The organism is Streptomyces sp. NPDC058741 (genome assembly GCF_042746715.1).
GTDB lineage: Bacteria > Actinomycetota > Actinomycetes > Streptomycetales > Streptomycetaceae > Streptomyces.
Window position 1 is genome coordinate 46821 of the sequence record NZ_JBHYQH010000038.1, and the last position, 20634, is coordinate 67454.

Here is a 20634-nt window from a genome sequence, read left to right on the forward strand (position 1 = left end):
GGGCGGCTCGATCACGCGTACGTGCCGATGATACTGCCGCAGATGCGAGGCGGAAGGCCTCTGTCGGATCGCATGAGCCGTACGGCCGGTTCGCGAGGCTGGCATGTGCGCTCGTACGGGAAACGGCCGGGTGGCGCGAGCCGTGACGCGCGGGTGGCCCTGGTCACGCCCGATCGATGTGCACGTTCGTCGACTTCACCCGGGCGGTGGCCTCCACCCCGACCTCCAGCCCCAGCTCCTCCACCGCCTCCCGCGTCAGCAGCGACACCAGCCGGTGCGGCCCGGCCTGGATCTCCACCTGGGCGGCGACGTCGCCGAGCTTCACGGCGGTCACGATGCCGGGGAACGCGTTGCGGACGGAGGTGTACGGCACGTCCTCCTCGCCGTCCCCGCTCCTGGCCAGCTCCACGGAGAAGGCGGCCAGGTCCCTGCCGTCGATCAGCCGCCGCCCGCCCTCGTCCCGATGGGTCGCCACCCGGCCGGCGTCCGCCCAGCGCCGCGCGGTGTCGGGGCTCACGCCGAGAAGCCGTGCGGCCTGGCCGATCGTGTAGGACTGCATAGGCGCCAAGATAAGCGATCAGGACCGGGCCCGGTCGTCTCAGAGCGCGCTGCCGGTCTCCCCGGCCAGCGTCCGCACCAGGAGGTCCTGGAAGTCCTCGTCGTGGACCGCCTCATGAGGCTGCCGCCGCCGGCCGTGGTACCAGTAGCCGCCGCTGGTCAGCGCCTCCGGCTCGTCGCTCGTCACCAGCCACTCCTGCGTGCGGTGGCCGAGTTCGAGGCTGTCGGGCGCGTTCGGCCCGCCCATCCTCGTCGGCACCCAGCCGGGATCCACGGCGTTGCTCAGCACCCCGGGGCGCAGCCGGGCCACGGCCGCGGCGAGGGCCGTGACGAAGAGCTTGCTGTCCGCGTACGAGCCGGCGCCACCGCCCCGCCAGTCGACCCCCTCCAGCGACGGGCGCCCGCCGTAGTGCGAGCCGCTGCTCAGGTACACCAGCCGCCGAGGGCCGCGCAGCAGGGACGTCAGCAGGTACGGGGCGACGACGTTCACCGGCATGACCGCCGCCCCGCTCCACACGCCGGCGTTGTGGATGACCGCGTCGAGCGGCTCGGCGGCGTTCAGCTCCTCCGCCACGCGCCGTACGGCGTCCCGGTCGGTGAAGTCGCCGACCACGAGCCCCGCCCAGCGGCCGGCCGGCGCGTCGAGCTGCGCGGCCCGCTGCCGGTTGCGGGCGTGTACCACCACCTCGTGCCCCTGGGACAGCAGCTCCTCTGCCGCGTACCGTCCGAGCCCGTCCGCGGACCCGGTCACCAGGATCCGGCTCACGATCGCACCACCCCTCACCCCTTGCGTCGTCGCACCGAGCCTGTCACGTCTGGAGAATCTGCGCCGCGTTACCCGCGGGCCGGCCGAGCAGCGGCGCGGGCCTGCCGGTCAGCGCAGGAGCGGGCAGGCCAGTGCGCTCAGCGCGGCGGCGGCCCCGAGGACCGCGCACGCCCCGGCCGCGTGGCGGCGCAACAGGGTGGCGCGGAGTTCGGCGTAGCGGCCCTCGTACTCCCGGCGCAGCTCCTCGGCCCGCTGGACCGTGCCCAGGAGCAGCCGGCGGGAGACGTCGAGCCGCAGGCGGACGTAGTGGGCCGTGAGTTCCCCGGCCTGGGCCGAGGTCAGCCACGGGAGCCGCGCGCACAGGTCCTCCGCCTCACTCCGGATCTGGTCGTGATGGGACCGGGCGAGCAGGAAACCCTCGACCTCCTCGGCCAGAGCGCTCCGCCGGGCGGACGCCGGCGTCTCGTGCGGGCCGCGTCTCACGGCCGTTCGCCCTTGTGGCCCCCGGCGTCCACGGCGTCGCGCCTGCGGGTGTTCTCCGCCTCGTCCAGGACGGCCACGTCCGGGTGGCGCAGGTCGAAGGCCGGGGACTCGGAGCGGACCTTCGGCAGGGTGAGGAAGTTGTGGCGGGGCGGCGGGCAGGAGGTGGCCCACTCCAGGGAACGGCCGAAGCCCCAGGGGTCGTCGACCCGGATCCGCTCGCCCTTCTGGGCCGTCCGGTACACGTTGTAGAGGAACGGCAGGGTGGACAGGCCGAGGAGGAAGGCGCCGATCGAGGAGACGGTGTTCAGGGCGGTGAAGCCGTCGGCGGCCAGGTAGTCGGCGTACCGGCGCGGCATGCCCTCCGCGCCCAGCCAGTGCTGCACCAGGAACGTGGTGTGGAAGCCGGCGAACAGCGTCCAGAAGTGGATCTTCTCCAGCCGGGGATCGAGCATGGTGCCGGTCATCTTCGGCCACCAGAAGCTGAATCCGCCGAACATCGCGAACACGATGGTGCCGAACAGCACGTAGTGGAAGTGGGCGACCACGAAGTAGCTGTCGGTGACGTGCCAGTCCAGCGGCGGGGAGCCCAGGATGACGCCGGTGAGCCCGCCGAAGAGGAAGGTGACCAGGAAGCCGGCCGCCCACAGCATGGGAGGCTCGAACGACAGCGAGCCCTTCCACATCGTGCCGATCCAGTTGAAGAACTTCACGCCCGTCGGCACGGCGATGAGATACGTCATGAACGAGAAGAACGGCAGCAGCACCGCCTGTGTGGCGAACATGTGGTGCGCCCACACCGCCACCGACAGCCCGGCGATGGCGATGGTGGCGCCGATCAGCCCGGTGTAACCGAAGATCGGCTTGCGGGCGAAGACGGGGATGATCTCGGAGATCACCCCGAAGAACGGCAGCGCCAGGATGTAGACCTCGGGGTGGCCGAAGAACCAGAACAGGTGCTGCCACAGGATCGCGCCGCCGTTCTCGGGGTTGAACACCTGCGCCCCGAACCGCCGGTCCGCCTCCAGCACCAGCAGCGCGGCGGCCAGCACCGGGAAGGCCAGCAGTACGAGCACCGACGTGAGCAGCACGTTCCACGTGAAGATCGGCATCCGGAACATGGTCATGCCGGGGCCACGCATGCAGATGATGGTGGTGATGAAGTTGACCGAGCCCAGGATGGTGCCGAACCCGGACAGGGCCAGACCCATGATCCACAGGTCCCCGCCGAGATGGGTGGTGCGCTCACCGCCGCTGAGCGGGGTGTAGGCGGTCCAGCCGAAGTCGGCGGCGCCCTGCGGGGTGAGGAAACTGGCCATCACGATCAGTCCGCCGAAGAGGAACAGCCAGTACGACAGCATGTTCAGCCGGGGGAAGGCCACATCGGGCGAGCCGATCTGCAGCGGCATGACCGCGTTGGCGAAGCCGGCGAAGGTGGGCGTCGCGAACAGCAGCAGCATGATCGTGCCGTGCATGGTGAAGGCCTGGTTGTACTGCTCGTTGGACATGATCTGCAGCCCGGGCCGGGCGAGCTCCGCGCGGATCGCCATGGCCAGGGCCCCGGCGATCAGGAAGAAGGCGAAGGAGGTGATCAGGTACAGATGCCCGATCCTCTTGTGATCGGTGGTCGTCACCCAGGAGACGATCACCTTCCCTCTGGGGCGGGGCCCCGCCGTGGGTACGGGCGCGACCGGTTCTGTGTATGTCGCCATGCGGTCCTCGTTCGGCAGCAGCGGTGCCCGGCAAGCCGGGGCGGGGGAGGGGCAGCCTGCTGGAACCTAGTCCGCTGCCCCGGACGCGATCACCCCGCGTCGCCCTCCGTTGGGCCGAACGGCCCCACGAAGCCACTTCTTCGGTGGGTGCCCGGTTCCCCCAGGTTTGCCGCGGTGGTGAGCGCGGCACTCGGATCCCCCACGGGCGTGGCCCGACCCGGCCCGGTCACGGGCGGAACAGAGGGTGGTCGATGACGACGATCGGCGTGGAAGAGGAGTACCTGCTGGTCGACCCGGTCACGGGCCTGCCGGTGCCGCAGGCGGACAAGGTGCGCCTGGCGGCGGGGCTCGGGCGTCTCGTGGCCGACCAGGAGGTGCAGTACGAACTGCTGCAGGCGCAGGTGGAGGTCGCCACCCCCGTGTCCGGCACGCTGGAGGAGGTCGGGGGGCACCTGCTGCGTCTGCGGCACGCGGTCGGCGTGGCCGCCGAGGAGCACGGCTGCCGGATCGCGGCCTGCGGCACACCCCCGGTGCGTCACGGCCGTCCCGTGGCCGTCACCGACCAGGCGCGCTACCGGGCCATGGTCACGCAGGCACCGCAGCTGGTGGCGGAACAACTGGTGAACGGCACCCATGTGCACGTCGCCGTACCCGACCGCGAGGCGGGCGTGCAGGTGATCAACCGGCTGCGGGCCTGGCTGCCGACGCTGACGGCCATGTCGGCGAACTCCCCGCTGTGGGACGGCCACGACACCGGCTTCGCCAGCTGGCGCACGGTGATCTTCGGCCGCTGGCCGGTCAGCGGCCTGCCCCCCCGCTTCCGCGACGCCGCAGACTACGACCGGCGCGTGGCGCGGCTGGTGGACGCCGGGCTGATCTCCGACAGCGGCCAGCTCTACTGGCAGGCCCGGCTGTCGTCCACCTACCCGACCATCGAGGTGCGGTGCCTGGACGTGCAGCTGCGGGCGGACGAGGCGGTGATGCTCGCCGCCGTGGTCCGGGCACTCGTCGAGACGGCACTGGCGCAAGCGGCCTCCGGCGTGCCGGTGCCCGAGTTCGAACCGGAGCTGCTCCAGGCCGCCATGTGGCACGCCGCGCGGCACGGGCTGGACGACACCCTGATCGACCTCCACGGCGTACCGCAGCGGGCCGGCGACGTGCTCTACCAGCTCCTGCGGCACGTCGCTCCGGCGCTCGACGCGTCCGGCGACACCCGGCAGGTCGCCTCCCTGGTGCACCGGCTGCTGCAGAACGGCACCGGCGCCGACCGGCAGCGCGCCGCCCTCGCCCAGGGCGGCCTCAGGGCGGTGACCGATCTGGTCAGCGCCCAGAGCACGATGCCGTGACCTGCGGGGACCGCCCCTCAGGCCGCTGCGGCGTACGCGGCGGCGACCGCGGTGTCCGGACGGGCGTGCACCACCAAACGGGTACCGGCCGTGTCGGCGTTGTCCTCGAGCGCGCGGCGGGTCGGCGCGCTGCCGGAGGCCACCGACATCAGGACTCCCAGCTGACTGCAGAGCCGGTGCACGCGCAGCACGACGCTGACCGCCGCGGCCGCCGAGGCCGGCTCGTCCAGGACGACGACCACGGGCGCCGGCCGGTAGGCGCGGACCAGATCGGTGATCTTCGTGAGGAGCGCGGCGCGCCCGCCGATGCCGGGGTCGCTGTGGACCGTGACGACGAGTATTCCGTGATCGAGCGTATGGGACAGCAGCACGGTCTCCGCGCCTCCGTTTTCTCCCTCAGAGAGTCGTTCCACCACGGAAGTACCCGGCGCGAGCGTGGTGAAGCGTCGTTTCCACGCCGCTTCGCCGCGTGTTCCGGACCACGGCCCGTGAGACGCCGGTTCGCGGGTAGGCGGGCAGTGCGGTGAAAGGAGGCGGACCGTGACGGAGCACGACGGCGAGGGCGGGCGGCGGATGCTCGCCGACCTGCTGCGGGCCAGCCATCTCATGCCGGTGGAGATGCTTCCGGCCAAGGCGACCGAGTGCGCCCGTGCCGCCGGCTTCCACGACGTGCTCATCTACATCGCCGACCTGCGCCGCCACACCCTGTGCCTGCTGGCCGGAGAGGAGGCGGCCGGTGAGGGGCACGCGAAGGAGCTGCCCGTCGAGGGGACGGTCGCCGGGCGTGCCTTCCAGTACGGCGACGTCCTGCCCGCCGCGCGGCCCGGGGGCGACGAGTTCGAGTGGTGGGTGCCGCTGCTGGACGGGACCGAGCGCATCGGGCTGCTGCGGGTGAGCGCCGAGCGGAACGACGCCGCGGCGCGGGCGGACATGGAGGCCCTCGCGGCGGTCGTCGCGCTGATCGTCGTGAGCAAGCGCGCCACCAGCGACACCCTGGCCAAGCTGGTGCGCGCACGGCCGATGAGCCTGGCCGCCGAGATGCAGTGGAACCTGCTGCCGCCGCGCACCTACGCGGACGGCAGGGTGACGATCTCCGCCGCCATGGAACCGGCCTACGACATCAGCGGCGACGTCTTCGAGTACGCCGTCGACGGGCCCCTGGTGCACCTGACGATCTTCGACGCGATGGGCCACGACACGGCAGCCGGCCTGTCCGCGGCCCTCGCGCTGGGAGCCTGCCGAAACTCCCGGCGCCAGGGCGCGGGCCTGCTCGGCAAGGGCGACGCCGTCGAGGCCGCCCTCATCGAGCAGTACGACCACCAGCGCTACGTCACCGGCGTCCTGGCCGCCCTCGACACACGCACCGGCACCCTGCAGTGGGTCAACCGCGGCCACCATCCGCCCGTCCTCATCCGTGGCAACCGCTGGAGCAGCCACCTCACCTGCCCGCCGTCCCACCCCATGGGCACCGAACTCGGCCTGCAGGGCCGCATCTGCGAGGAGCACCTCCAGCCGGGCGACCGCATCGTGCTGTACACCGACGGCATCACCGAGGCGCGGCGCGCCGGCGGCCGGGAGTTCGGCCTTGAGCGCTTCACCGACTTCCTGATCCGCCACCACGCCGACGGGCTGCCCGTCCCCGAGACCCTGCGCCGCCTCATCCAGGCCGTCCTCGACCACCACGACGGCGAACTCCAGGACGATGCCACCGTCCTGATGTGCGAATGGATCGGTCCCCACCTCGAACCGGCCGACAAGGCCGCCGGTCTGGCGGGCGTGTCGCCGCACGGCCCGGCCGACGGCCCGCCCGACGGCTCCGGCTGATCCGCGGCACAGACGGCTGACTCAAGCGGCGGGCCCGGACGGCTGACTCCGACAGCTGACCCGCGCGTGCCTCACGACCGTCCGCTCGGCCGAGCCGGCCCGGCACGGCTTCGCGTCGGTACGGCATCGCGCCGGCGGGACTTGCGGTCACGACCTGAGCGCGACTCCTGGGACGGTGTCCCGGCCGGTCCGCCCGCCCCCGGGCCGGCCCACGACTCCCAGGCCGAGCCGCGCTGACCGTTCACGACGCCCGTGCGCTCAACCGGGCCGCACCCGCCCGCCAGTCGCTGCTCGACCGCGCCGACCTGCCGGTGCTCGACGCCGTCGCCTGTTCGTGGGGGCTGCAGGCACAGGAGCCGTTCACCGGGCTCTGGATCCCCGCTGCGGGCGTTCGACCCGTCGGAGCTGTCGGAGCTGCTCACCGGGCGGCGCGTGGTGCGCGCTCCCCTCATGCGTCGCACCGTCCACCTCGTGACCGCCGACGACCTGCTCGCCTGGCGGGCCCGGCACGACGCCATGCTCCGCCGGCGGTCCTCGGTGTCCACCGGCGCCAACTCCAGGACGCCGGTGGGCCATGTGACCGCTGCTCCCCGCCTCCCGGCCGGGCCGCCCTGCGGTGCCGGGAGCACACTGGAAGAGGGTGCTGCCGGTGTTCGTGAGGGGGTGTCGCCCGATGAGGACCTCGCAGCGCACGACCGTGCGGTGGTGGCGGTGGCGCAGCAACCCGCTCAGACGCCGGGTCGACGTCGTCGAGGCCTGGGTGGTGCTCGCGGGCTGGATGCTCGCCGTGCTCGGCGGGGTGGTCGCGGGGCTGGCGGCCGCGGGCGCGGTCGGCCAGGCCGTCGTCCGGCAGCGCGCCGACAGCCACCGGGTCCCGGCGGTCCTCGTCCAGGACGCGCCCGGCCCGTCCTCGGACCGTGCGGCGAGCGACCGACGGGTGTGGGGCATGCGCTGGACCGCGCCCGACGGCACGGCCCACCGGCAGCGGGCGCGGGTCCCGCCCCGGGCGCCCGCCGGGAGCACGATCCCGGTCTGGACGCACCGTGACGGGGACCTCACCAGTCCGCCGGTGTCCGACGGAGAGGCCCGGCTGCACACGGGCATGGGCGGCGCGCTGGCCGGAACCTTCGCGGGCGGGGCGGTGCTGGGCGCCGCCCGGCTGGCCCGGCTGGGCCTGGACCGGCGGCGGTCGGCGCAGTGGGACGCGGAGTGGGAGCGGATCGACTCACAGCGGGGCTGGAAGACGGGCTGAACGGCGGATGCGGCTCGGGCGGGAGACGCCCGAGCGGCGCGCGACCGGCCGGCCCCGGCCGGGCCCCCGGGGCCCGGCCGGTCAGCCGCGTCGTGCGCCGTCGGAGGGTTGGGGGACCGGTGCCCCCGAAGGAACGGGAGTGGCCGTGGGCCGGGGGGCCGTGGCCCCCTCCACCTGCCGGACCGGGCCGGGACCCGGCCGGTCGCCCGTCCCCCGGCCGGGGGACAGCTGGGACCAGGCCCCCAGGGCCAGGGCCACGGCCGCCGCCGTGGCGACGACCCGGCCCACGCGCCGCGCCTTGGCACGCCGGTCCAGGTCCCGCCAGGCCACGCGGACCCACAGGTCCTCGGGCTGCCACAGATCACCGACGGCGTACGGGGGCTGGAGCTGCCGGCCCGACGCCCGCTCCTTCGCGGAGGGTTCCCGGGGAGCGGAGGCGCGTATGGCGGACTCGCTGTCCGTGAGGAACCTCAGCCACACCTCGTCGGGGAGCGAGGGAACGCCGCCCGCCCGGCCGGACGTTCCCCGCCCGCCGTCCGGTTCTTCGGTGGTCATGTGCCGTCATCCCCTCTCCGACCGTCGGCCTGGTCACTGCGCGGTGCAAGATCAGTATGACGCGCGGACCACGGAGGCGGCGCCTCATTTCGCGTCGGGCGGTGTCCCGGGCGGCTCGCCCCCGCGACGGCCGGTCAGGGCAACCCCCAGCTCGAACAGCACGTACCCCGCGTACGACCCGGAGGCCAGCGCCGCCGTGCCGAGCACCGCGGCCAGGGACGGCCAGCCGAGGCGGCGCATCGCCAGGGCGAGCGGGACGAACAGCAGCAGATGGCGCGAGACGTTGCCGAAGTACCGCTGGGTGGTCGTCACCATGAGGTACGACAGCACCGTGTAGACGACCTGCACGGCGGGCGGCCGCAGCCGGAGCAGCAGCATGGTCAGCAGCGGCGCCGCCAGCGCACGCAGACGCCGATGACGTCCTCGAAGGGCATCGCGAAGGGATGGTCGAAGTGCCCGACCGGGGTGGACGTCAGCACGTCGACGGTGTGCACACCCCAGTCGAACCTCTGGGCCCGGGCGCCGTCCTGGAGCTTGGGGTAGCCGTTGAGGTCGCCCATGTGGTGGTTGACCCAGGCGAGGTAGTCGAACAGGCCCAGCGGCGCGACCGTCACGGCGGCCAGCGGGCGGCGCGGCCGGACCTCGCGCCGGCGCAGGGACAGCACGGCGGCGACCGCGAGGGCGACCACCAGCGCGACCGCCCATGCCGAGGGCGCCCGCGGCGGTGCCGTGCGGAGCGGGCTCGTGGGGCGGGGCGCCCCCCGTACGGGGGCCCCTCAGGCGGCTGTTCGACGGATGCCGACGCCGAGGGCTCCTCCGTCTGTGCGGGAGGGGGCGGGGGGAGCGAGGTGCGTGTGGGGGTGGGTTCAGGCGCGGGTGGGGTCGAGGTGGTCCTGGGCGCCGGGGGAGCGGCGGTCGGGGTGGGGGCCGCCGGGCCGGTCGGCTCGTGCGTCGTCGTGGCCGGTGCGACGGCCGCTGTGATCCACATCATCCCGCCGGGATGCGGCTGCGAGGGACGGGTCCGGGGACGACGCAAGGGCCCCTGGAATTCGCCGGGCACGGGCCCTTGCGTCGTTGAAGCGTGGCGTCGCGGCCGGGGAGGTCAGTGGCCGCCGGGGCCGCCGCTGCCGAAGCCGCCGCCGCCCCCGTTCCACCGGAGGCGCTCCTGCGACGCGCTCGTCCGGTCGCTCTGGTTGCCGTGCGCCGTCAGCTCATGGGGCGTCAGACGGTGATCGCTTCTCGGCACCTCCTCGGGCTCCCGGCGCTCACGCGTCTCGCGCACCGGGCCCCCCTCGGGCAGCCGCGGCTGCTCCTCCGGGCGTGGCGTGGGCAGTTCCCTGCGTTTGCTGCGATGGCCGAGGACGAAGGCTCCCAGCAGCAGAGCCACGACCACCACACCTGCCACGACCAGGCCGATTCCGAGGGCACCCCGACCCGCGGCCAGCTCCATCCATGCGGTATCCATGGCACGCGGGTACCCCCGGACCTCGCGGTGAACCGAATCGCCGCCACCCCGGACGCGACCCTCAGGACTTCCCCGGGCCCGCTCGCGCCGAACGGGTCTTCGAGCGCTTCTCCTTGCGGCCGCCCTCCTTGCGCTCCCAGTGGTCACCGACCTTCTCATGGGTGTGCCGGCGGCCGGTGCCCGTCGGGCCGGGGCGGAGAACCGGGCGGAGCCCTTGGGACGACCGGGTTTGACCGATGTCGAGCGCGGCTACCCGCGTGGTGTGACTTCGACGACATCCCAGCAGGAGCTGTTCCGGTTCCTGGAGGACCGTTTCGCGTGTGCACAGGCGTGCACCGAGTGCGCCCGGGCGTGCGCGCTGCGCGCGAGCCTCGTGGATCCCGACGGCACCGAGAACCAGGAACTCGTACGACGCAAGGGCATCATGTGCGCGGAGGTCTGCGACGCGACCTGCCGTGTCCTGTCCGAGCAGCACCAGGTGGAGGAGGACGGCATCCGCACGCAGGTGGAGTGGTGCCGGACCGTGTGCCTGGAGGCCGCGCACGTCTTCGACCGGCAACCGGGAGCGGAGGCCTCGGCGGCGGTGTGCCGCGCGTGCGCGCGGGCCTGCACGGACTTCCTCGCGACACTGAACTGACGGGACCCGCCCGGATCCACCGGCGGGCGGGTGCCTTTCGGCGCTCCCCGGTCACCGGCGCCGCGGGTCTGTGCAGCGCGCACGGCCGTCGGCGGGTTGTGCGGATGTGCGGATGTGCGGATGTGCGGATGTCCGCTCCGGGGACGCGGGCCGTCTCGCCTGCCGCTGCCGGCTCGGTGGCGGCCCGTACGGCCGCGGTGTAGGCGGTCTCGCCCGGAGCAGGGCGGTGTTCGCCGCAAGGCGGGCCGTCCGGGCAGCGCTTCGGAACCGTGCCCGGTCCCATGCACGGGACCTTGCACCGAACCGTGGACGAGACCGGCGGGTGTCTTTCGGTGTCCGGCCTTTCCGCGTCACCGGCGCCCCGGCGCCGCGGCCCACCGCCTGCGTACGGCGTCCTCGTGTTCCGCCTGCTCCAGCGTGGCGTCCGCGCGGGCCAGGGCGCTCTCCAGGCGGGGGATCCACTGCCGGCGCAGCGCGCGCAGCCGTCGGCGGGTTCTGCGGGTCTCGACGCCGAGGGCGCGGGCCGCCTCACCTGCCGCCGCCGACTCGGCGGCGGCCCGTACGGCCGCGGCGTAGGCCGTCTCGGCCCGGAGCAGGGCGGTGTTCGCCGCGGGCGGGCCGTCCGGGGAGCGTTCCGGGACCGTGCACGAGACGGCACCGGGGTGGCGTACCCCCATGGTGGACGTCCAGTGGATCTCGACGCGGGCGCGGGGAGCGCCGGAGGGGGCCTCCAGCGCGTCCTCGCCGCTCAGCAGCAGGCCGCGCCGCAGCCAGGTCTCGGCCTCGGCGAGGCGCGCGTACCACTGCTCCCGGGCGGCGGCGTCCTCCCGCACCAGCCGTTCGTGCTCTGTGCGCAGGATGCGCAGCTTCTGGTCCAGCAGGTCCGCTCCGCGCCGGGCGACCTCCAGGCCGCGGGACAGCCGCATGCGTCCGGCCCGGCCGGGCGGGGTGCGCAGTTCGGCCACGACGTCACCCGCTCCCGGCCGGCAGACGGGCGGCGAGGAACGCGGCGGGCAGCATGGTGAGCTGACCGCGCGGCAGGGTGAGCAGCACCTGCCAGGCCCGCTCCAGGGTCTCCTCCAGCGTGCGGGACTCGTCGCGCCTCTGGTCCACGAGCCCGCGGGCGAACGCCGCGTCGAAGTCGAGGTAGCTGCGGTCGGTCGGGGTGAGCGCGGCCTCGCCGACCAGATCGGCCAGCTCCTTGACCTGCCGGGCCCGGGCCAGGGCCGACAGCAGCTGGGCGGCGACGTCGAGGTGGTCGTCACGGGTCCGGCCGGGACCGGCGCCCTTGCGCATCAGGCGGGACAGGGAGGACAGCGCGTCCACCGGGGGGTAGACGCCCCGGGCCTGGAGGCCGCGCGAGAGCACGATCTGACCCTCCGTGATGTAGCCCGTGAGGTCGGGCACCGGGTGCGTGATGTCACCGGCGGGCATGGTGAGCACGGGCAGCACGGTCACCGAGCCCGGCAGGCCCCGCACCCGCCCGCAGCGCTCGTAGAGCGAGGCCAGGTCGCTGTACAGGTAGCCCGGGTAGGCGCGGCGGGCCGGGATCTCCCCGCGGGCCGCGGAGACCTCGCGCAGGGCCTCGGCGTAACTCGTCATGTCGGTCATGACGACCAGGACGTGGCGGCCCTGGGAGAACGCCAGGTGCTCGGCCACGGTGAGCGCGATGCGCGGGGTGAGGATCCGCTCGATCACGGGGTCGTCGGCGGTGTTCAGCAGGAGCACCAACTCGCCCGCCGCGGAACGCTCCTCGAGCGCGTCGCGGACGAACGCGGCGTCCGCGTGGGTGACGCCCATGGCGGCGAACACCACGCAGAACGGTTCCCCGCCCGACGTGGACTGGGCGGCGATCTGCGCGGCCAGTTCCAGGTGCGGCAGCCCCGCCGCCGAGAAGACGGGCAGCTTCTGCCCCCGGACGAGGGTGGTGAGGGCGTCGACGGCGCTGACGCCCGTCAGCACCGGCTCGGCCGGCGGCTCGCGGCGCACGGGGTTGACCGGACTGCCCCCGACGGCGGACCGCGTGGCGGCGAAGACGGGCGGCCCGCCGTCGAGCGGCTCGCCGCGCCCGTTGCACACCCGGCCCAGCCAGCCCGGCCCGACCGGGATCTGCAGCGGAGTACCGGTGAAGGCGGCGCGCAGCCGCGCCGGGTCCATGCCGGCGGTGTCCTCCAGGACCTGCACGACGGCCGTGCCCCGGTCGACCTCCAGGACGAGTCCGTGCCGCTGCGCCTGTCCGTCGAGGGACAGCAGCACGAACTCGTCCCAGCCGACCCCCTCGACCTCGTCGACGACCGCGAGCGGCCCGCGCAGCTCCCGTACCGAGGTGAACTCGACCCGGCCCCAGTCCGGACGGCCGGCGCTCATGCCATCTCCCCCAGACGGGCGAGCATCGCGTCCCGCAGGGTCCGCACCACCGAGGCGTCGTGCGGGCCGGCCTCCTCGCGGGCCCGCAGGACGGGCGAGAAGTCGACCTCCTCGACCCGGGAGGCCGGCACCCCGGCACCGGCAAGCTCGTGGCAGCGGGCGACGACGGCCAGCACCGCGTCCGCCAGGGCCGCGGTCTTCTCGGGGCCGCTGTAGGCGTCGCGCGCCGACAGGGCGCTCTGCTGCAGCAGGCCCTCCCGCACCAGCCGCCCGCCCAGCACGCTGACGCGCTCGCGGTCGGGCAGCGCGGTGATGCCGAGCAGGTCGACCAGGGCATCGAGCCGGTCGGCCTCGGCCAGCAGCTCCGCCACGCGGGCCCGGCGCGCCGTCCGGTCGGGGTCGTCCGGGGCCGCCGCGCGCCCGCCGAGGACCCCGGCGTCGCGGGAGAAGGACTCCGCCCACGACACGGCCGGATAGTGCCGCGCGTACGCGAGGTCCCGGTCCAGGGTCCACAGGCAGCGCACGAAACGCTGGGTGTGGGCCGTGACCGGCTCCGCCATGTCGCCGCCGGGCGGGGACACCGCCCCGATCACCGTGACCGACCCCTCGTGCCCGCCGAGCGTCGTCACCGCCCCGGCCCGCTCGTAGAACGCGGCGATCGACGAGGCCAGCCCCGCCGGGTAGCCCTCCTCGGCGGGCAGCGCCCCCGTGCGCGAGGCGAACTCGCGCAGCGCTTCCGCCCAGCGGGAGGTGGAGTCCGCGATGACGACCACGTCCAGCCCCATGTCCCGGAAGTACTCGGCGACCGTCACCCCCGTGTGGACGCTGGCCTCCCTCGCCATCATCGGCATGTTCGAGGTGTTGGCGACGATCACCGTGCGGTCGGCGAGGCGCCCGCCGGTGCGCGGGTCGGTCAGCGCCGTGAACTCGTCGATGACGTCGGCCATCTCGTTGCCGCGCTCACCGCAGCCGACGTAGACGATGACGTCGGCGTCGCACCACTTCGCGATCTGCTGGAGCAGCACCGTCTTGCCCGTCCCGAAACCGCCCGGCACCGCGACCGTGCTGCCCAGCGCCACCGGGAAGAGCAGGTCGATGACACGCTGGCCGGTGTGCAGCGCCCGGGCGGAGTCCAGCCGCCCGCGCACGGGCCGGGGCCGGCGCACGGGCCAGCGCGCCGTGATCCGGACGTCCGTTCCCGCCACCGTCGCGACGACCGCGTCCTCGGCGTAGCGGCCCGCCCCGGCGAGGTACTCGATGCGGCCCGCGCACCCGGGCGGGGCCATGACCCGCACCCGCACCGGCCCGGCGTCGTGGATCTCACCGAGGACGTCCCCGGGCGCGGCGTCGCGGCCCTCGGCCGCCAGCGGCACGAAGTCCCGCTCCACGGGTGCCGCTGGACCCCCGTCGGCCGGACGGGGCTCCAGCCAGGCGCCCGTCGTCGACAGGGGACGCAGCAGCCCGTCGAAGATCCCGCCCAGCAGGCCCGGACCCAGGGCGGCCGTCAGCGGCCTGCCCAGCGAGCGGGCCGGCATGCCCGGCGCGAGCCCGCCGGTGTACTCGTACGCCTGCACGGTGACGACGGTGTCCCGGATCGCGACCACCTCACCGGGCAGCGCCGCGTCGCCCAGCGCGACCAGGTCGTTCATGGCCGTCCCGCCCAGGCCCTCGGCCTGCACGAGCGGCCCGGCGACACGGACGATGCGGCCGCCGCCGCCCGGGTCGCGTGTCATGGCGCCCACAGCTCCTCCACCTCCTCGCCGGTCAGCCCCGCCGTCCGGTGGGCGATCGCGGTCAGGGACAGGTCGACGCGGCGCCCCGGCGCCTCACCGACCACGCCGCCGTCCGCGGCCTCGACGATCCGCGCGTCCGGCCCCAGCACCCGGCGTACCTGCTCGGCCAGCCGCTCCCGCAGCTCGGGGCCGGCCAGCTGCCCGACGCCCCGCACGACCTGCCGGCGCAGCTCCTCCCAGCACTCGCGGCGGGCCAGCAGCTCCCGGGCACGGGCGGCCCGGCGCCCGCGGACCCGCCCGGCCGCCAGGACGGCCGCCGCGTCGGCCTCGCCCTGGGCGCGTGCCTCGGCGAGGATCTCCCCGGCCCGGGCCTCGGCGTCCCGCAGCACGGCGGCGGCCTCCTCGTCCGCCTCGGCCAGCGAGGTGCGGGCCCGGGCCCGGGCGGCGGCGAGCAGCCGCTCCCGCACCGGTTCCACCGTCGCGGCGGCCCCCTCGGGCAGCGTGGTCCTGGTCATGGCGGCATCACCGCGACCAGCGGCCCGCCGCCTTCGAGCGGCGTGGGGCCGAGCGCCCGTGCCGCCGCCGGGGTGACGATCACCAGCCCGGTCTCCGCGGGGAGCCGCCTCCAGGCCTCCCGCACCGCGTCCGCGTCGTCGGCGGGCAGCACGACGACACCGGCCGTGGCCAGGCCCAGCACCCGCAGCCGCTCGCCGATCGCCGCCACGCACACCATCGCTACGCCTTCCCGATGAGGATGATGGCGACGACCAGACCGTAGATGGCGATGCCCTCGGCGAGGCCGACGATGACCATGGCGCGGCCGAACAGTTCCGGGCGTTCGCTCAGGGCCGCCAGCGCCGCCGCGCCCGTGTAGGCGACGGCGATCGCCGCGCCGATCGAGGCCCCGGCCACCGCGATGGCGGCGCCGATGAGCGCCGCCGAGCCGGAGCCGGAACTCCCGGCGGCCGTCGTCGCGGCGTCCGCCTGCGCCGCGCCCCCGCTCAGGGCCACCAGCAGCAGCGCCAGGGCCCCCGCGAAGAGCGCCCCGTCCGCGGCGAGCACCCACCGCAGCGCGGCTCTGCCGCGGCGCCGCAGCAGCATGCGTGTGGCGGCGAAGGCCGCGAGCAGCGCCGGCAGCGCGATCAGCCAAGTGATCATGGTGTCACCTCCGTGCGGGGCTGGGTCGGCACGTGCCAGGGCCTGAACGGCCGCCCCTCCGCGTCGAACACCCGGGAGAACAACTCGTAGAACTCCAGACGCAGGGCCTGGACGCCGGCGACCAGCGCCTCCAGGGAGAAGGTCAGCGCGTTGCCGAGCAGGAACACCAGCACCGCCGCGACCAGCGCCGCCGGTCCCGCACCCGCCAGGGCCGTGGTGCCCTGCCAGACGATGGAGCCCAGCGCCGCGTGGGTGAGCCCGAACGCGGCGAGCCGGGCGAAGGAGATCGTGTTGGACCCGATGCGGATCACCACGTCGAACAACTGCACACCGGTCTCCAGCGCCCCGGCGGCCCCGCCCCCCGACGCGGCGAACAGTCCCGTGCCGGCCAGCGCCAGCCCGGCCACGGCGACGACCGCCCCGCCACCGGTGAGGACCGGCACGTGCAGCAGCACGCCGCAGGCCAGCAGGGCCAGACCGAGGAAGACCGCGGCACCGGCCACTCCCGAGGCCGCGTAGAGGGCCCGGCCCGGACCGCCCTCCCGCCACCGGTTGACGATGCCCGCCGCGTACGACGCGGCCAGCAGCACCGCCCCGAACGCGATCGCGCTGCCCAGCAGCCGCGTCGGCTCGTCCAGCGGATTCAGCCACAGCACCGGCAGCACCCCCGTCGGGCCGAAGAACTCGCCGTACGCCACACCCGCCAGGACGCTGGTGCCGCCCGCGGCGGCGAGGAACGGCCACGCCGGACGCAGGGCCGGCCGGCGGCGCGGGCGCCCGGAGCGGACCAGCAACGCGGCGAGGACCAGCAGCAACCCGTGCCCAGCGTCGCCGAACATCATCCCGAACATGACGACGTAGGCGAGACCCGCGGGCAGCGTGGGGTCGATGTCGGTGTACGGGACGGTGCCGTAGGTGCGCACGAGCGGCACCATGGACCGCCGCACCCGGCCCTCCTCGGACAGCCGGGTCGGGGGATCCGTACCGGCCGGCGCCCGCAGCGGCACCACCGCGCCTCCCGCGTCCGCGAGCCGGGCGCCGAGCCGCTCGACGTCGGAGGCCGGACACCACCCGGCCAGCGCGGCCACACCACCGTGCGGCACGGCGGCCCGCAGGTAGCGCTCCAGCTGCTCCTCGCCCGTCAGCAGGTCGGCCCGGCCCTGGGCGCGCAGGGCGTCGAGGTCGGGCGGCGTGGGCGACAGCAGGGGCGGCACGGACGGGGCGCCCAGGGACCTCAGACGGCGCGCGGCCGGGCCCGGCGCCTCGTCGCCGTCCCGCCCGCCGCGGTCCAGTTCGAGGCAGCCCTCGTCGGCGACGCGCACCAGGACCTCCCGCAGCGCCGGGCGCGGGGCGACGACCGCCACCCGCCGCATGCGGGACGGGGTCCAGGACTCAGCCCACGAGTTCATCGAAGGCCTCCCGCGCCGGGCCGCCGTGCGCGGCGCACTCCAGGGCGGCGCGGACCCGCCACGCGTCGGCGCCGAGGACCGCCACCGCCCCCACGACCGGCGTCACGTCCAGCGGCGCCCGGCGCAGCAGGTGCAGACCGTCCCGCTCGACGGCCTGCCACCAGCGGGCCTCGGCCCGCCACAGGTCCCCGGCCTCCCGTACGTCCTCCAGGACCCAGCGGGCCGCGGGCGGCAGGGCCGCGCGGAAGCCGTCGAACGCCGTCGCCCGCACGGCCGCGGCGCCGAGCGCGCGGACCGCGTGCGCGCAGGCCTGCGGCGTCAGCGGACGGGCCGCCACGAACCGTTCCCGCGCCACCAGCAGCGCGGCCTCCCCGGCCGCCCAGCGGGCGGCCGGCGGCACGTTCGCCACCGTGCGGGCCGCCGCCGAGAGCCGCATCCCGGTGAGGATCGCCCTCGGCGAGTCCGCCCCCGGATCGCCCCACAGGGAGGCGGCCAGGACGGCCCGCACCTCGGCGGCGGACGCCGCGGCGGACAGGCGGGGCCAGGCCGTCGCCAGGGCGCCCAGCCGGTGCGGGGGCGGCTGCGGCGCACCGGCGAGCGCCCGCAGGCGGTCCCGGGTGTTGTCGATCTCGAACCGTGCGGCGAGCAGCCGTACGGCGGCGGAACCGGGCCGGGGCTGCCAGCCGGCGAGCACGCGCAGCTGCCACACCAGCGCCGCCGTGACGGTCCGCCCGGCCTCGGCCGATCCGGCCCGGACGTCGAGTCCCCGGCGGTAGGGCGTACGGGCCAGGGCGCGCAGGCCGTCGTACAGGGCGGGCGCCCCCGCCAGGTCGCGTGCGGCGGCGGGGCCGACGCGCCGGCCCGCCATCGCACGCGCCCGGGTCACTCCCGCTGCCCATCCCGCGCCCATGACGCCTCCTGAGACGGTCCGGCCGGGCCCGTGCGGCGTGCGCCGGGCGGTTCACCGGCCAGTTCACCGGCCACCCGGGCCACCAGGCGGTCCGCCAGGGCGGGGGTGCGCTCGGCAGCCCGCCGCCGCAGCTCGCGGACGTACGCCCGGGAGGCGGCCTCGGCACGGGCGGCCTCGGCCTCCGCCTCCGCCACGAGCCGGGCGGCGGTCTCCTTCCTGACCTCGGGGGCGCGCGCCCGTGCGCCGCTCACCGTCCGTTCGGCCCGCTCCGCGGCGTGGCGGCGCCGCTCGGCGGCCTCGCGTTCGGCGGCCTCCACGAGCGCGGCCGCCTCGGCGGTGGCCTCGTCCAGGAGGGCCAGCGGAGGGCTCAGTTCGGCGGCGAGTTCGGCGGAGCGGTCCGCGGGGACGTTCCCGCCGACGGCCGGTCCCGGTGAACCGGCCGGCCGGAAGCGCGCGAGGAACTCACGGAATCCAGGCATACGCACCTCCTGGTGCGAATCCGGTGCCGCGGACGTCGGCCACCGCTCGTGTCTCCACGCTAGGGAAGAAACGCGGCGTCCACATATGGACCGTTCGACCTGCGGCAGGGGCCGGGCGGCCCTGGCCCCGCCGGCACCGGCGGCGCGACGGTGGACTCGGGGCCGTGAACCATGAGCGCGCAAGGTTGCCATGAGCGAACGGGACACCAGGGAAGCGGGCCGGGCGTCGGGCGAGGCCCGCCGCGTCCTCCCGACGCTCGCCGGAGAGCCGGCCGAGGAGTTCCGCCAGGACCTGATGGTGCGCTACCCGGTTCGCTCGACCAGGAAGTCCACCGAGTCGGCCAGGGTGGTCAGCCTGGGGTAGTCCGACTCGTCGATGTGCACCCCCGTGCGCTCCGAGAGGATCTCCACGAGCGTCAGGAAGTCCAGGGAGTCCAGCTCCAGCGCGTCACGGAACCTGTCGTCCGGGCGGAGGCGATCGAAGTCCGCGTCCGGGACGATCTCGGTGAGGGACTCCTTCAGGACGGTCAGCGCGTCGGTGCTGTTCAGGGTCTCCATCGCGGTCACTCCTCGCTTCTGCCGGGCCTTGTGTCCTCCCGCGCCTACAACGCCTCCGGGCTCTGCAGCAGCCGGTCCACCCGCGTGAGGTAGCGCGCCCCGACGGCGCCGTCGCTCGCGCGGTGGTCGGCGGACAGGGTCGCGGTCACCACCGGGCGCACCCCCAGCAGACCGTCCGTGGCCCACGGCCGTTCGACGACCGTGCCGAACCCCACCAGGGCCACCTGCGGCGGGTGGATCACGCCGAACACCGCCTCCACGCCCTGCTCGCCCAGATTGGTCACGGTCAGGCCCGCCCCGGTCAGCTCGCTGCCGCGCAGCCGGCCCTGGCGCGCCCGCCGGACGAGGTCCTTGAGCGTGGCCATGAGCGCTTCGGGCGGGAGGGTGTCGGCGTCGTGGATCACCGGGCTGAGCAGCCCGCCCTCCCGCAAGGAGACGGCCACGCCCAGGTGCACGCCGTCGGCGGGCACGAAGCCGCCGTCCTGCCAGAACCCGTTCAGCTGCGGGACGTCCCGCCCCGCCAGGGCCGCTGCCTTCAGCAGCAGGGCCGCGGGGATCAGCCGGTCGGACGGCGGCCTGCCCTGGTTGCGCTCGCGCAGCCACCGCAGCGCCGCCGCCAGGTCGACGACCGTGGACAGGTAGTAGTGCGGGATCTCCCGCTTGGACCGGCTCATGAGGTCCCCGACGGCCCGGCGCATCGCGGCGGAACGCTGCTGCCGCTCGTCGCCGCCCGGCCTCTCGCCGCGGTGCGCCGCGGCGGCCGGTTCCGGTGCGGGGCGGTGCCGTCCGCCGTCCGGTGGTGCGGGTGGGAGCGGGCCCCGCTCGCGCGGCTCCGTCCTGGCCCGGGCGGCCGCCGCCGCGTGGACGTCCGCGGCCCTGATCGCACCGTTCTCGCCGGTGCCGTGCAGGTCCGTCAGATCGACGCGCAGTTCGCTCGCGAGACGCCGGGCGTAGGGCGTGGCCCGCACCCGGGCACCCGCGCCCGGCCCGGCCGCGGTGAGGGGTTGCGCGGTGGCGTCCACGGGCGGCCCGGGCGACCCGGGCGGGGCGAGGGGTTGCGTGGTGGCTTCTGCGGGCGGCCCGGGCGGGGCGGCGGCGTGTTCGATGTCGGCGCGGGTGATCCGGCCGCCCCTGCCCGTTCCGTGCAGCTGACCGAGGTCGACGCCCCGGTCGGCCGCCAGGTGCCGGATCAAGGGGCCGGCCCCGGCGGCCGGTTGCGGCTCGGCGGACGCCGGCGCGGCGGGGGTGGCTCCGCCGGGCTCCCGCGCCCGGCCGCGCTCGGCACGGGGCTCCTCGGCCCCGGAGGGCGGCCCCGGGGCGCGGGGCCCCCCCCGCCCGCGCCCCCGGGGGGGGGGGGGCTATCCGACGCCCCGGGGGGGGGGGGGCGGGGGCCGGGGGGGGTGTGCATCGGCGGCGGGCGCCCCC

The 20634-nt window shown here is 75.4% G+C and carries 22 protein-coding genes and 2 pseudogenes; 5 read left to right on the top strand and 19 right to left on the bottom strand.

From position 1 onward, the window contains the following. Positions 1 to 163: 163 nt before the first annotated feature. The 4 genes from ACFW6P_RS25355 to ctaD form a co-directional block, all read right to left on the bottom strand. Positions 164 to 559 carry a molybdopterin-binding protein gene (locus ACFW6P_RS25355; RefSeq protein WP_386353466.1) on the bottom strand — a complete coding sequence of 132 codons (396 nt, stop codon included), beginning with the start codon at positions 557 to 559 and terminating at the stop codon, positions 164 to 166. Between the two features lie 39 nt (positions 560 to 598). Beyond that, positions 599 to 1324 carry an SDR family NAD(P)-dependent oxidoreductase gene (locus ACFW6P_RS25360; RefSeq protein ID WP_386353464.1) on the bottom strand — a complete coding sequence of 242 codons (726 nt, stop codon included), beginning with the start codon at positions 1322 to 1324 and terminating at the stop codon, positions 599 to 601. Between the two features lie 108 nt (positions 1325 to 1432). Next, entirely contained in the window at positions 1433 to 1807 is a 375-nt protein-coding gene (locus ACFW6P_RS25365; protein WP_386353462.1) for a hypothetical protein, read from the bottom strand. After that, positions 1804 to 3516 carry a cytochrome c oxidase subunit I gene (ctaD, locus tag ACFW6P_RS25370; RefSeq protein ID WP_386353460.1) on the bottom strand — a complete coding sequence of 571 codons (1713 nt, stop codon included), beginning with the start codon at positions 3514 to 3516 and terminating at the stop codon, positions 1804 to 1806. The genes ACFW6P_RS25365 and ctaD overlap by 4 nt, the downstream gene beginning before the upstream one ends. Positions 3517 to 3767: 251 nt before the next feature. Here ctaD and ACFW6P_RS25375 point away from each other — a divergent pair, with 251 nt between their 5' ends. Beyond that, on the top strand, positions 3768 to 4862 hold the full coding sequence (locus tag ACFW6P_RS25375) for a glutamate--cysteine ligase (protein WP_386353458.1): 1095 nt from the start codon (positions 3768 to 3770) through the stop codon (positions 4860 to 4862). A 17-nt stretch (positions 4863 to 4879) separates the two neighbouring features. Here the strand turns inward: ACFW6P_RS25375 and ACFW6P_RS25380 are convergent, their stop codons facing one another. Then, entirely contained in the window at positions 4880 to 5230 is a 351-nt protein-coding gene (locus tag ACFW6P_RS25380; protein ID WP_386353541.1) for a hypothetical protein, read from the bottom strand. Between the two features lie 205 nt (positions 5231 to 5435). Here ACFW6P_RS25380 and ACFW6P_RS25385 point away from each other — a divergent pair, with 205 nt between their 5' ends. The 3 genes and pseudogenes from ACFW6P_RS25385 (at position 5436) to ACFW6P_RS25395 (ending at position 7938) form a co-directional block, all read left to right on the top strand. Continuing rightward, positions 5436 to 6686 (top strand): PP2C family protein-serine/threonine phosphatase, encoded by a 1251-nt coding sequence (locus tag ACFW6P_RS25385; protein ID WP_386353540.1) that lies wholly within the window; start codon positions 5436 to 5438, stop codon positions 6684 to 6686. Between the two features lie 233 nt (positions 6687 to 6919). Continuing rightward, positions 6920 to 7246 (top strand): annotated as a pseudogene (locus ACFW6P_RS25390) (DNA glycosylase AlkZ-like family protein); the annotation flags it as partial. A 113-nt stretch (positions 7247 to 7359) separates the two neighbouring features. Beyond that, complete coding sequence (locus ACFW6P_RS25395; protein ID WP_386424893.1) at positions 7360 to 7938, top strand: hypothetical protein; 579 nt, start codon at positions 7360 to 7362, stop codon at positions 7936 to 7938. Between the two features lie 81 nt (positions 7939 to 8019). Here ACFW6P_RS25395 and ACFW6P_RS25400 read toward each other — a convergent pair whose 3' ends face one another. From ACFW6P_RS25400 to ACFW6P_RS25410, 3 genes and pseudogenes are all read right to left on the bottom strand, one after another. Further along, positions 8020 to 8493: a hypothetical protein gene (locus ACFW6P_RS25400; protein WP_386353454.1), complete on the bottom strand. Its 474-nt coding sequence runs from the start codon at positions 8491 to 8493 to the stop codon at positions 8020 to 8022. 84 nt (positions 8494 to 8577) lie between these two features. Then, a pseudogene (locus tag ACFW6P_RS25405) lies at positions 8578 to 9194 on the bottom strand (hypothetical protein); the annotation flags it as partial. A 401-nt stretch (positions 9195 to 9595) separates the two neighbouring features. Further along, positions 9596 to 9958 (bottom strand): DUF6479 family protein, encoded by a 363-nt coding sequence (locus tag ACFW6P_RS25410; protein ID WP_386353448.1) that lies wholly within the window; start codon positions 9956 to 9958, stop codon positions 9596 to 9598. Between the two features lie 262 nt (positions 9959 to 10220). On the opposite strand from ACFW6P_RS25410, the gene ACFW6P_RS25415 reads away from it, so the two are divergent. Further along, complete coding sequence (locus ACFW6P_RS25415; protein WP_386353446.1) at positions 10221 to 10595, top strand: ferredoxin; 375 nt, start codon at positions 10221 to 10223, stop codon at positions 10593 to 10595. Between the two features lie 350 nt (positions 10596 to 10945). Here ACFW6P_RS25415 and ACFW6P_RS25420 read toward each other — a convergent pair whose 3' ends face one another. The 11 genes from ACFW6P_RS25420 to ACFW6P_RS25470 form a co-directional block, all read right to left on the bottom strand. Then, positions 10946 to 11560, bottom strand: a complete 615-nt coding sequence (locus tag ACFW6P_RS25420) for a V-type ATP synthase subunit D (protein ID WP_386353444.1) — start codon at positions 11558 to 11560, stop codon at positions 10946 to 10948. Between the two features lie 4 nt (positions 11561 to 11564). After that, positions 11565 to 12962 carry a V-type ATP synthase subunit B gene (locus tag ACFW6P_RS25425; protein ID WP_386353442.1) on the bottom strand — a complete coding sequence of 466 codons (1398 nt, stop codon included), beginning with the start codon at positions 12960 to 12962 and terminating at the stop codon, positions 11565 to 11567. Then, entirely contained in the window at positions 12959 to 14695 is a 1737-nt protein-coding gene (locus ACFW6P_RS25430; RefSeq protein WP_386424895.1) for a V-type ATP synthase subunit A, read from the bottom strand. The genes ACFW6P_RS25425 and ACFW6P_RS25430 overlap by 4 nt, the downstream gene beginning before the upstream one ends. After that, complete coding sequence (locus ACFW6P_RS25435) at positions 14692 to 15210, bottom strand: hypothetical protein (protein ID WP_386424898.1); 519 nt, start codon at positions 15208 to 15210, stop codon at positions 14692 to 14694. Before ACFW6P_RS25435 ends, ACFW6P_RS25430 begins: the two co-directional genes overlap by 4 nt. Then, complete coding sequence (locus tag ACFW6P_RS25440) at positions 15207 to 15428, bottom strand: hypothetical protein (RefSeq protein WP_386353437.1); 222 nt, start codon at positions 15426 to 15428, stop codon at positions 15207 to 15209. Before ACFW6P_RS25440 ends, ACFW6P_RS25435 begins: the two co-directional genes overlap by 4 nt. Positions 15429 to 15430: 2 nt before the next feature. Further along, complete coding sequence (locus tag ACFW6P_RS25445) at positions 15431 to 15853, bottom strand: ATP synthase subunit C (protein WP_386353435.1); 423 nt, start codon at positions 15851 to 15853, stop codon at positions 15431 to 15433. Beyond that, positions 15850 to 17262: a V-type ATPase 116kDa subunit family protein gene (locus ACFW6P_RS25450; RefSeq protein WP_386353433.1), complete on the bottom strand. Its 1413-nt coding sequence runs from the start codon at positions 17260 to 17262 to the stop codon at positions 15850 to 15852. Before ACFW6P_RS25450 ends, ACFW6P_RS25445 begins: the two co-directional genes overlap by 4 nt. Next, positions 17246 to 18172, bottom strand: a complete 927-nt coding sequence (locus ACFW6P_RS25455) for a hypothetical protein (RefSeq protein WP_386353431.1) — start codon at positions 18170 to 18172, stop codon at positions 17246 to 17248. The genes ACFW6P_RS25450 and ACFW6P_RS25455 overlap by 17 nt, the downstream gene beginning before the upstream one ends. Next, complete coding sequence (locus ACFW6P_RS25460; protein ID WP_386353429.1) at positions 18145 to 18651, bottom strand: hypothetical protein; 507 nt, start codon at positions 18649 to 18651, stop codon at positions 18145 to 18147. The genes ACFW6P_RS25455 and ACFW6P_RS25460 overlap by 28 nt, the downstream gene beginning before the upstream one ends. Before the next feature lie 303 nt (positions 18652 to 18954). Continuing rightward, the gene (locus ACFW6P_RS25465) at positions 18955 to 19209 is read right to left on the bottom strand and encodes an acyl carrier protein (protein WP_386353427.1); all 255 of its coding nucleotides are present in this window, start codon (positions 19207 to 19209) and stop codon (positions 18955 to 18957) included. A 44-nt stretch (positions 19210 to 19253) separates the two neighbouring features. Then, positions 19254 to 20402: a 2-oxo acid dehydrogenase subunit E2 gene (locus tag ACFW6P_RS25470; RefSeq protein WP_386424901.1), complete on the bottom strand. Its 1149-nt coding sequence runs from the start codon at positions 20400 to 20402 to the stop codon at positions 19254 to 19256. Between the last annotated feature and the right edge of the window lie 232 nt (positions 20403 to 20634).

Bases quoted from the DNA above. Each gene is read 5' to 3' on its own strand.
- ACFW6P_RS25440 (WP_386353437.1), bottom strand. From the start codon at position 15,428: ATGGTGTGCGTGGCGGCGATCGGCGAGCGGCTGCGGGTGCTGGGCCTG.
- ACFW6P_RS25430 (WP_386424895.1), bottom strand. From the start codon at position 14,695: ATGACACGCGACCCGGGCGGCGGCGGCCGCATCGTCCGTGTCGCCGGG.
- ACFW6P_RS25355 (WP_386353466.1), bottom strand. From the start codon at position 559: ATGCAGTCCTACACGATCGGCCAGGCCGCACGGCTTCTCGGCGTGAGC.
- ACFW6P_RS25465 (WP_386353427.1), bottom strand. From the start codon at position 19,209: ATGGAGACCCTGAACAGCACCGACGCGCTGACCGTCCTGAAGGAGTCC.
- ACFW6P_RS25435 (WP_386424898.1), bottom strand. From the start codon at position 15,210: ATGACCAGGACCACGCTGCCCGAGGGGGCCGCCGCGACGGTGGAACCG.
- ACFW6P_RS25410 (WP_386353448.1), bottom strand. From the start codon at position 9,958: ATGGATACCGCATGGATGGAGCTGGCCGCGGGTCGGGGTGCCCTCGGA.
- ctaD (WP_386353460.1), bottom strand. From the start codon at position 3,516: ATGGCGACATACACAGAACCGGTCGCGCCCGTACCCACGGCGGGGCCC.
- ACFW6P_RS25460 (WP_386353429.1), bottom strand. From the start codon at position 18,651: ATGCCTGGATTCCGTGAGTTCCTCGCGCGCTTCCGGCCGGCCGGTTCA.
- ACFW6P_RS25395 (WP_386424893.1), top strand. From the start codon at position 7,360: ATGAGGACCTCGCAGCGCACGACCGTGCGGTGGTGGCGGTGGCGCAGC.
- ACFW6P_RS25455 (WP_386353431.1), bottom strand. From the start codon at position 18,172: ATGGGCGCGGGATGGGCAGCGGGAGTGACCCGGGCGCGTGCGATGGCG.
- ACFW6P_RS25445 (WP_386353435.1), bottom strand. From the start codon at position 15,853: ATGATCACTTGGCTGATCGCGCTGCCGGCGCTGCTCGCGGCCTTCGCC.
- ACFW6P_RS25385 (WP_386353540.1), top strand. From the start codon at position 5,436: ATGCTCGCCGACCTGCTGCGGGCCAGCCATCTCATGCCGGTGGAGATG.
- ACFW6P_RS25450 (WP_386353433.1), bottom strand. From the start codon at position 17,262: ATGAACTCGTGGGCTGAGTCCTGGACCCCGTCCCGCATGCGGCGGGTG.
- ACFW6P_RS25400 (WP_386353454.1), bottom strand. From the start codon at position 8,493: ATGACCACCGAAGAACCGGACGGCGGGCGGGGAACGTCCGGCCGGGCG.
- ACFW6P_RS25425 (WP_386353442.1), bottom strand. From the start codon at position 12,962: ATGAGCGCCGGCCGTCCGGACTGGGGCCGGGTCGAGTTCACCTCGGTA.
- ACFW6P_RS25375 (WP_386353458.1), top strand. From the start codon at position 3,768: ATGACGACGATCGGCGTGGAAGAGGAGTACCTGCTGGTCGACCCGGTC.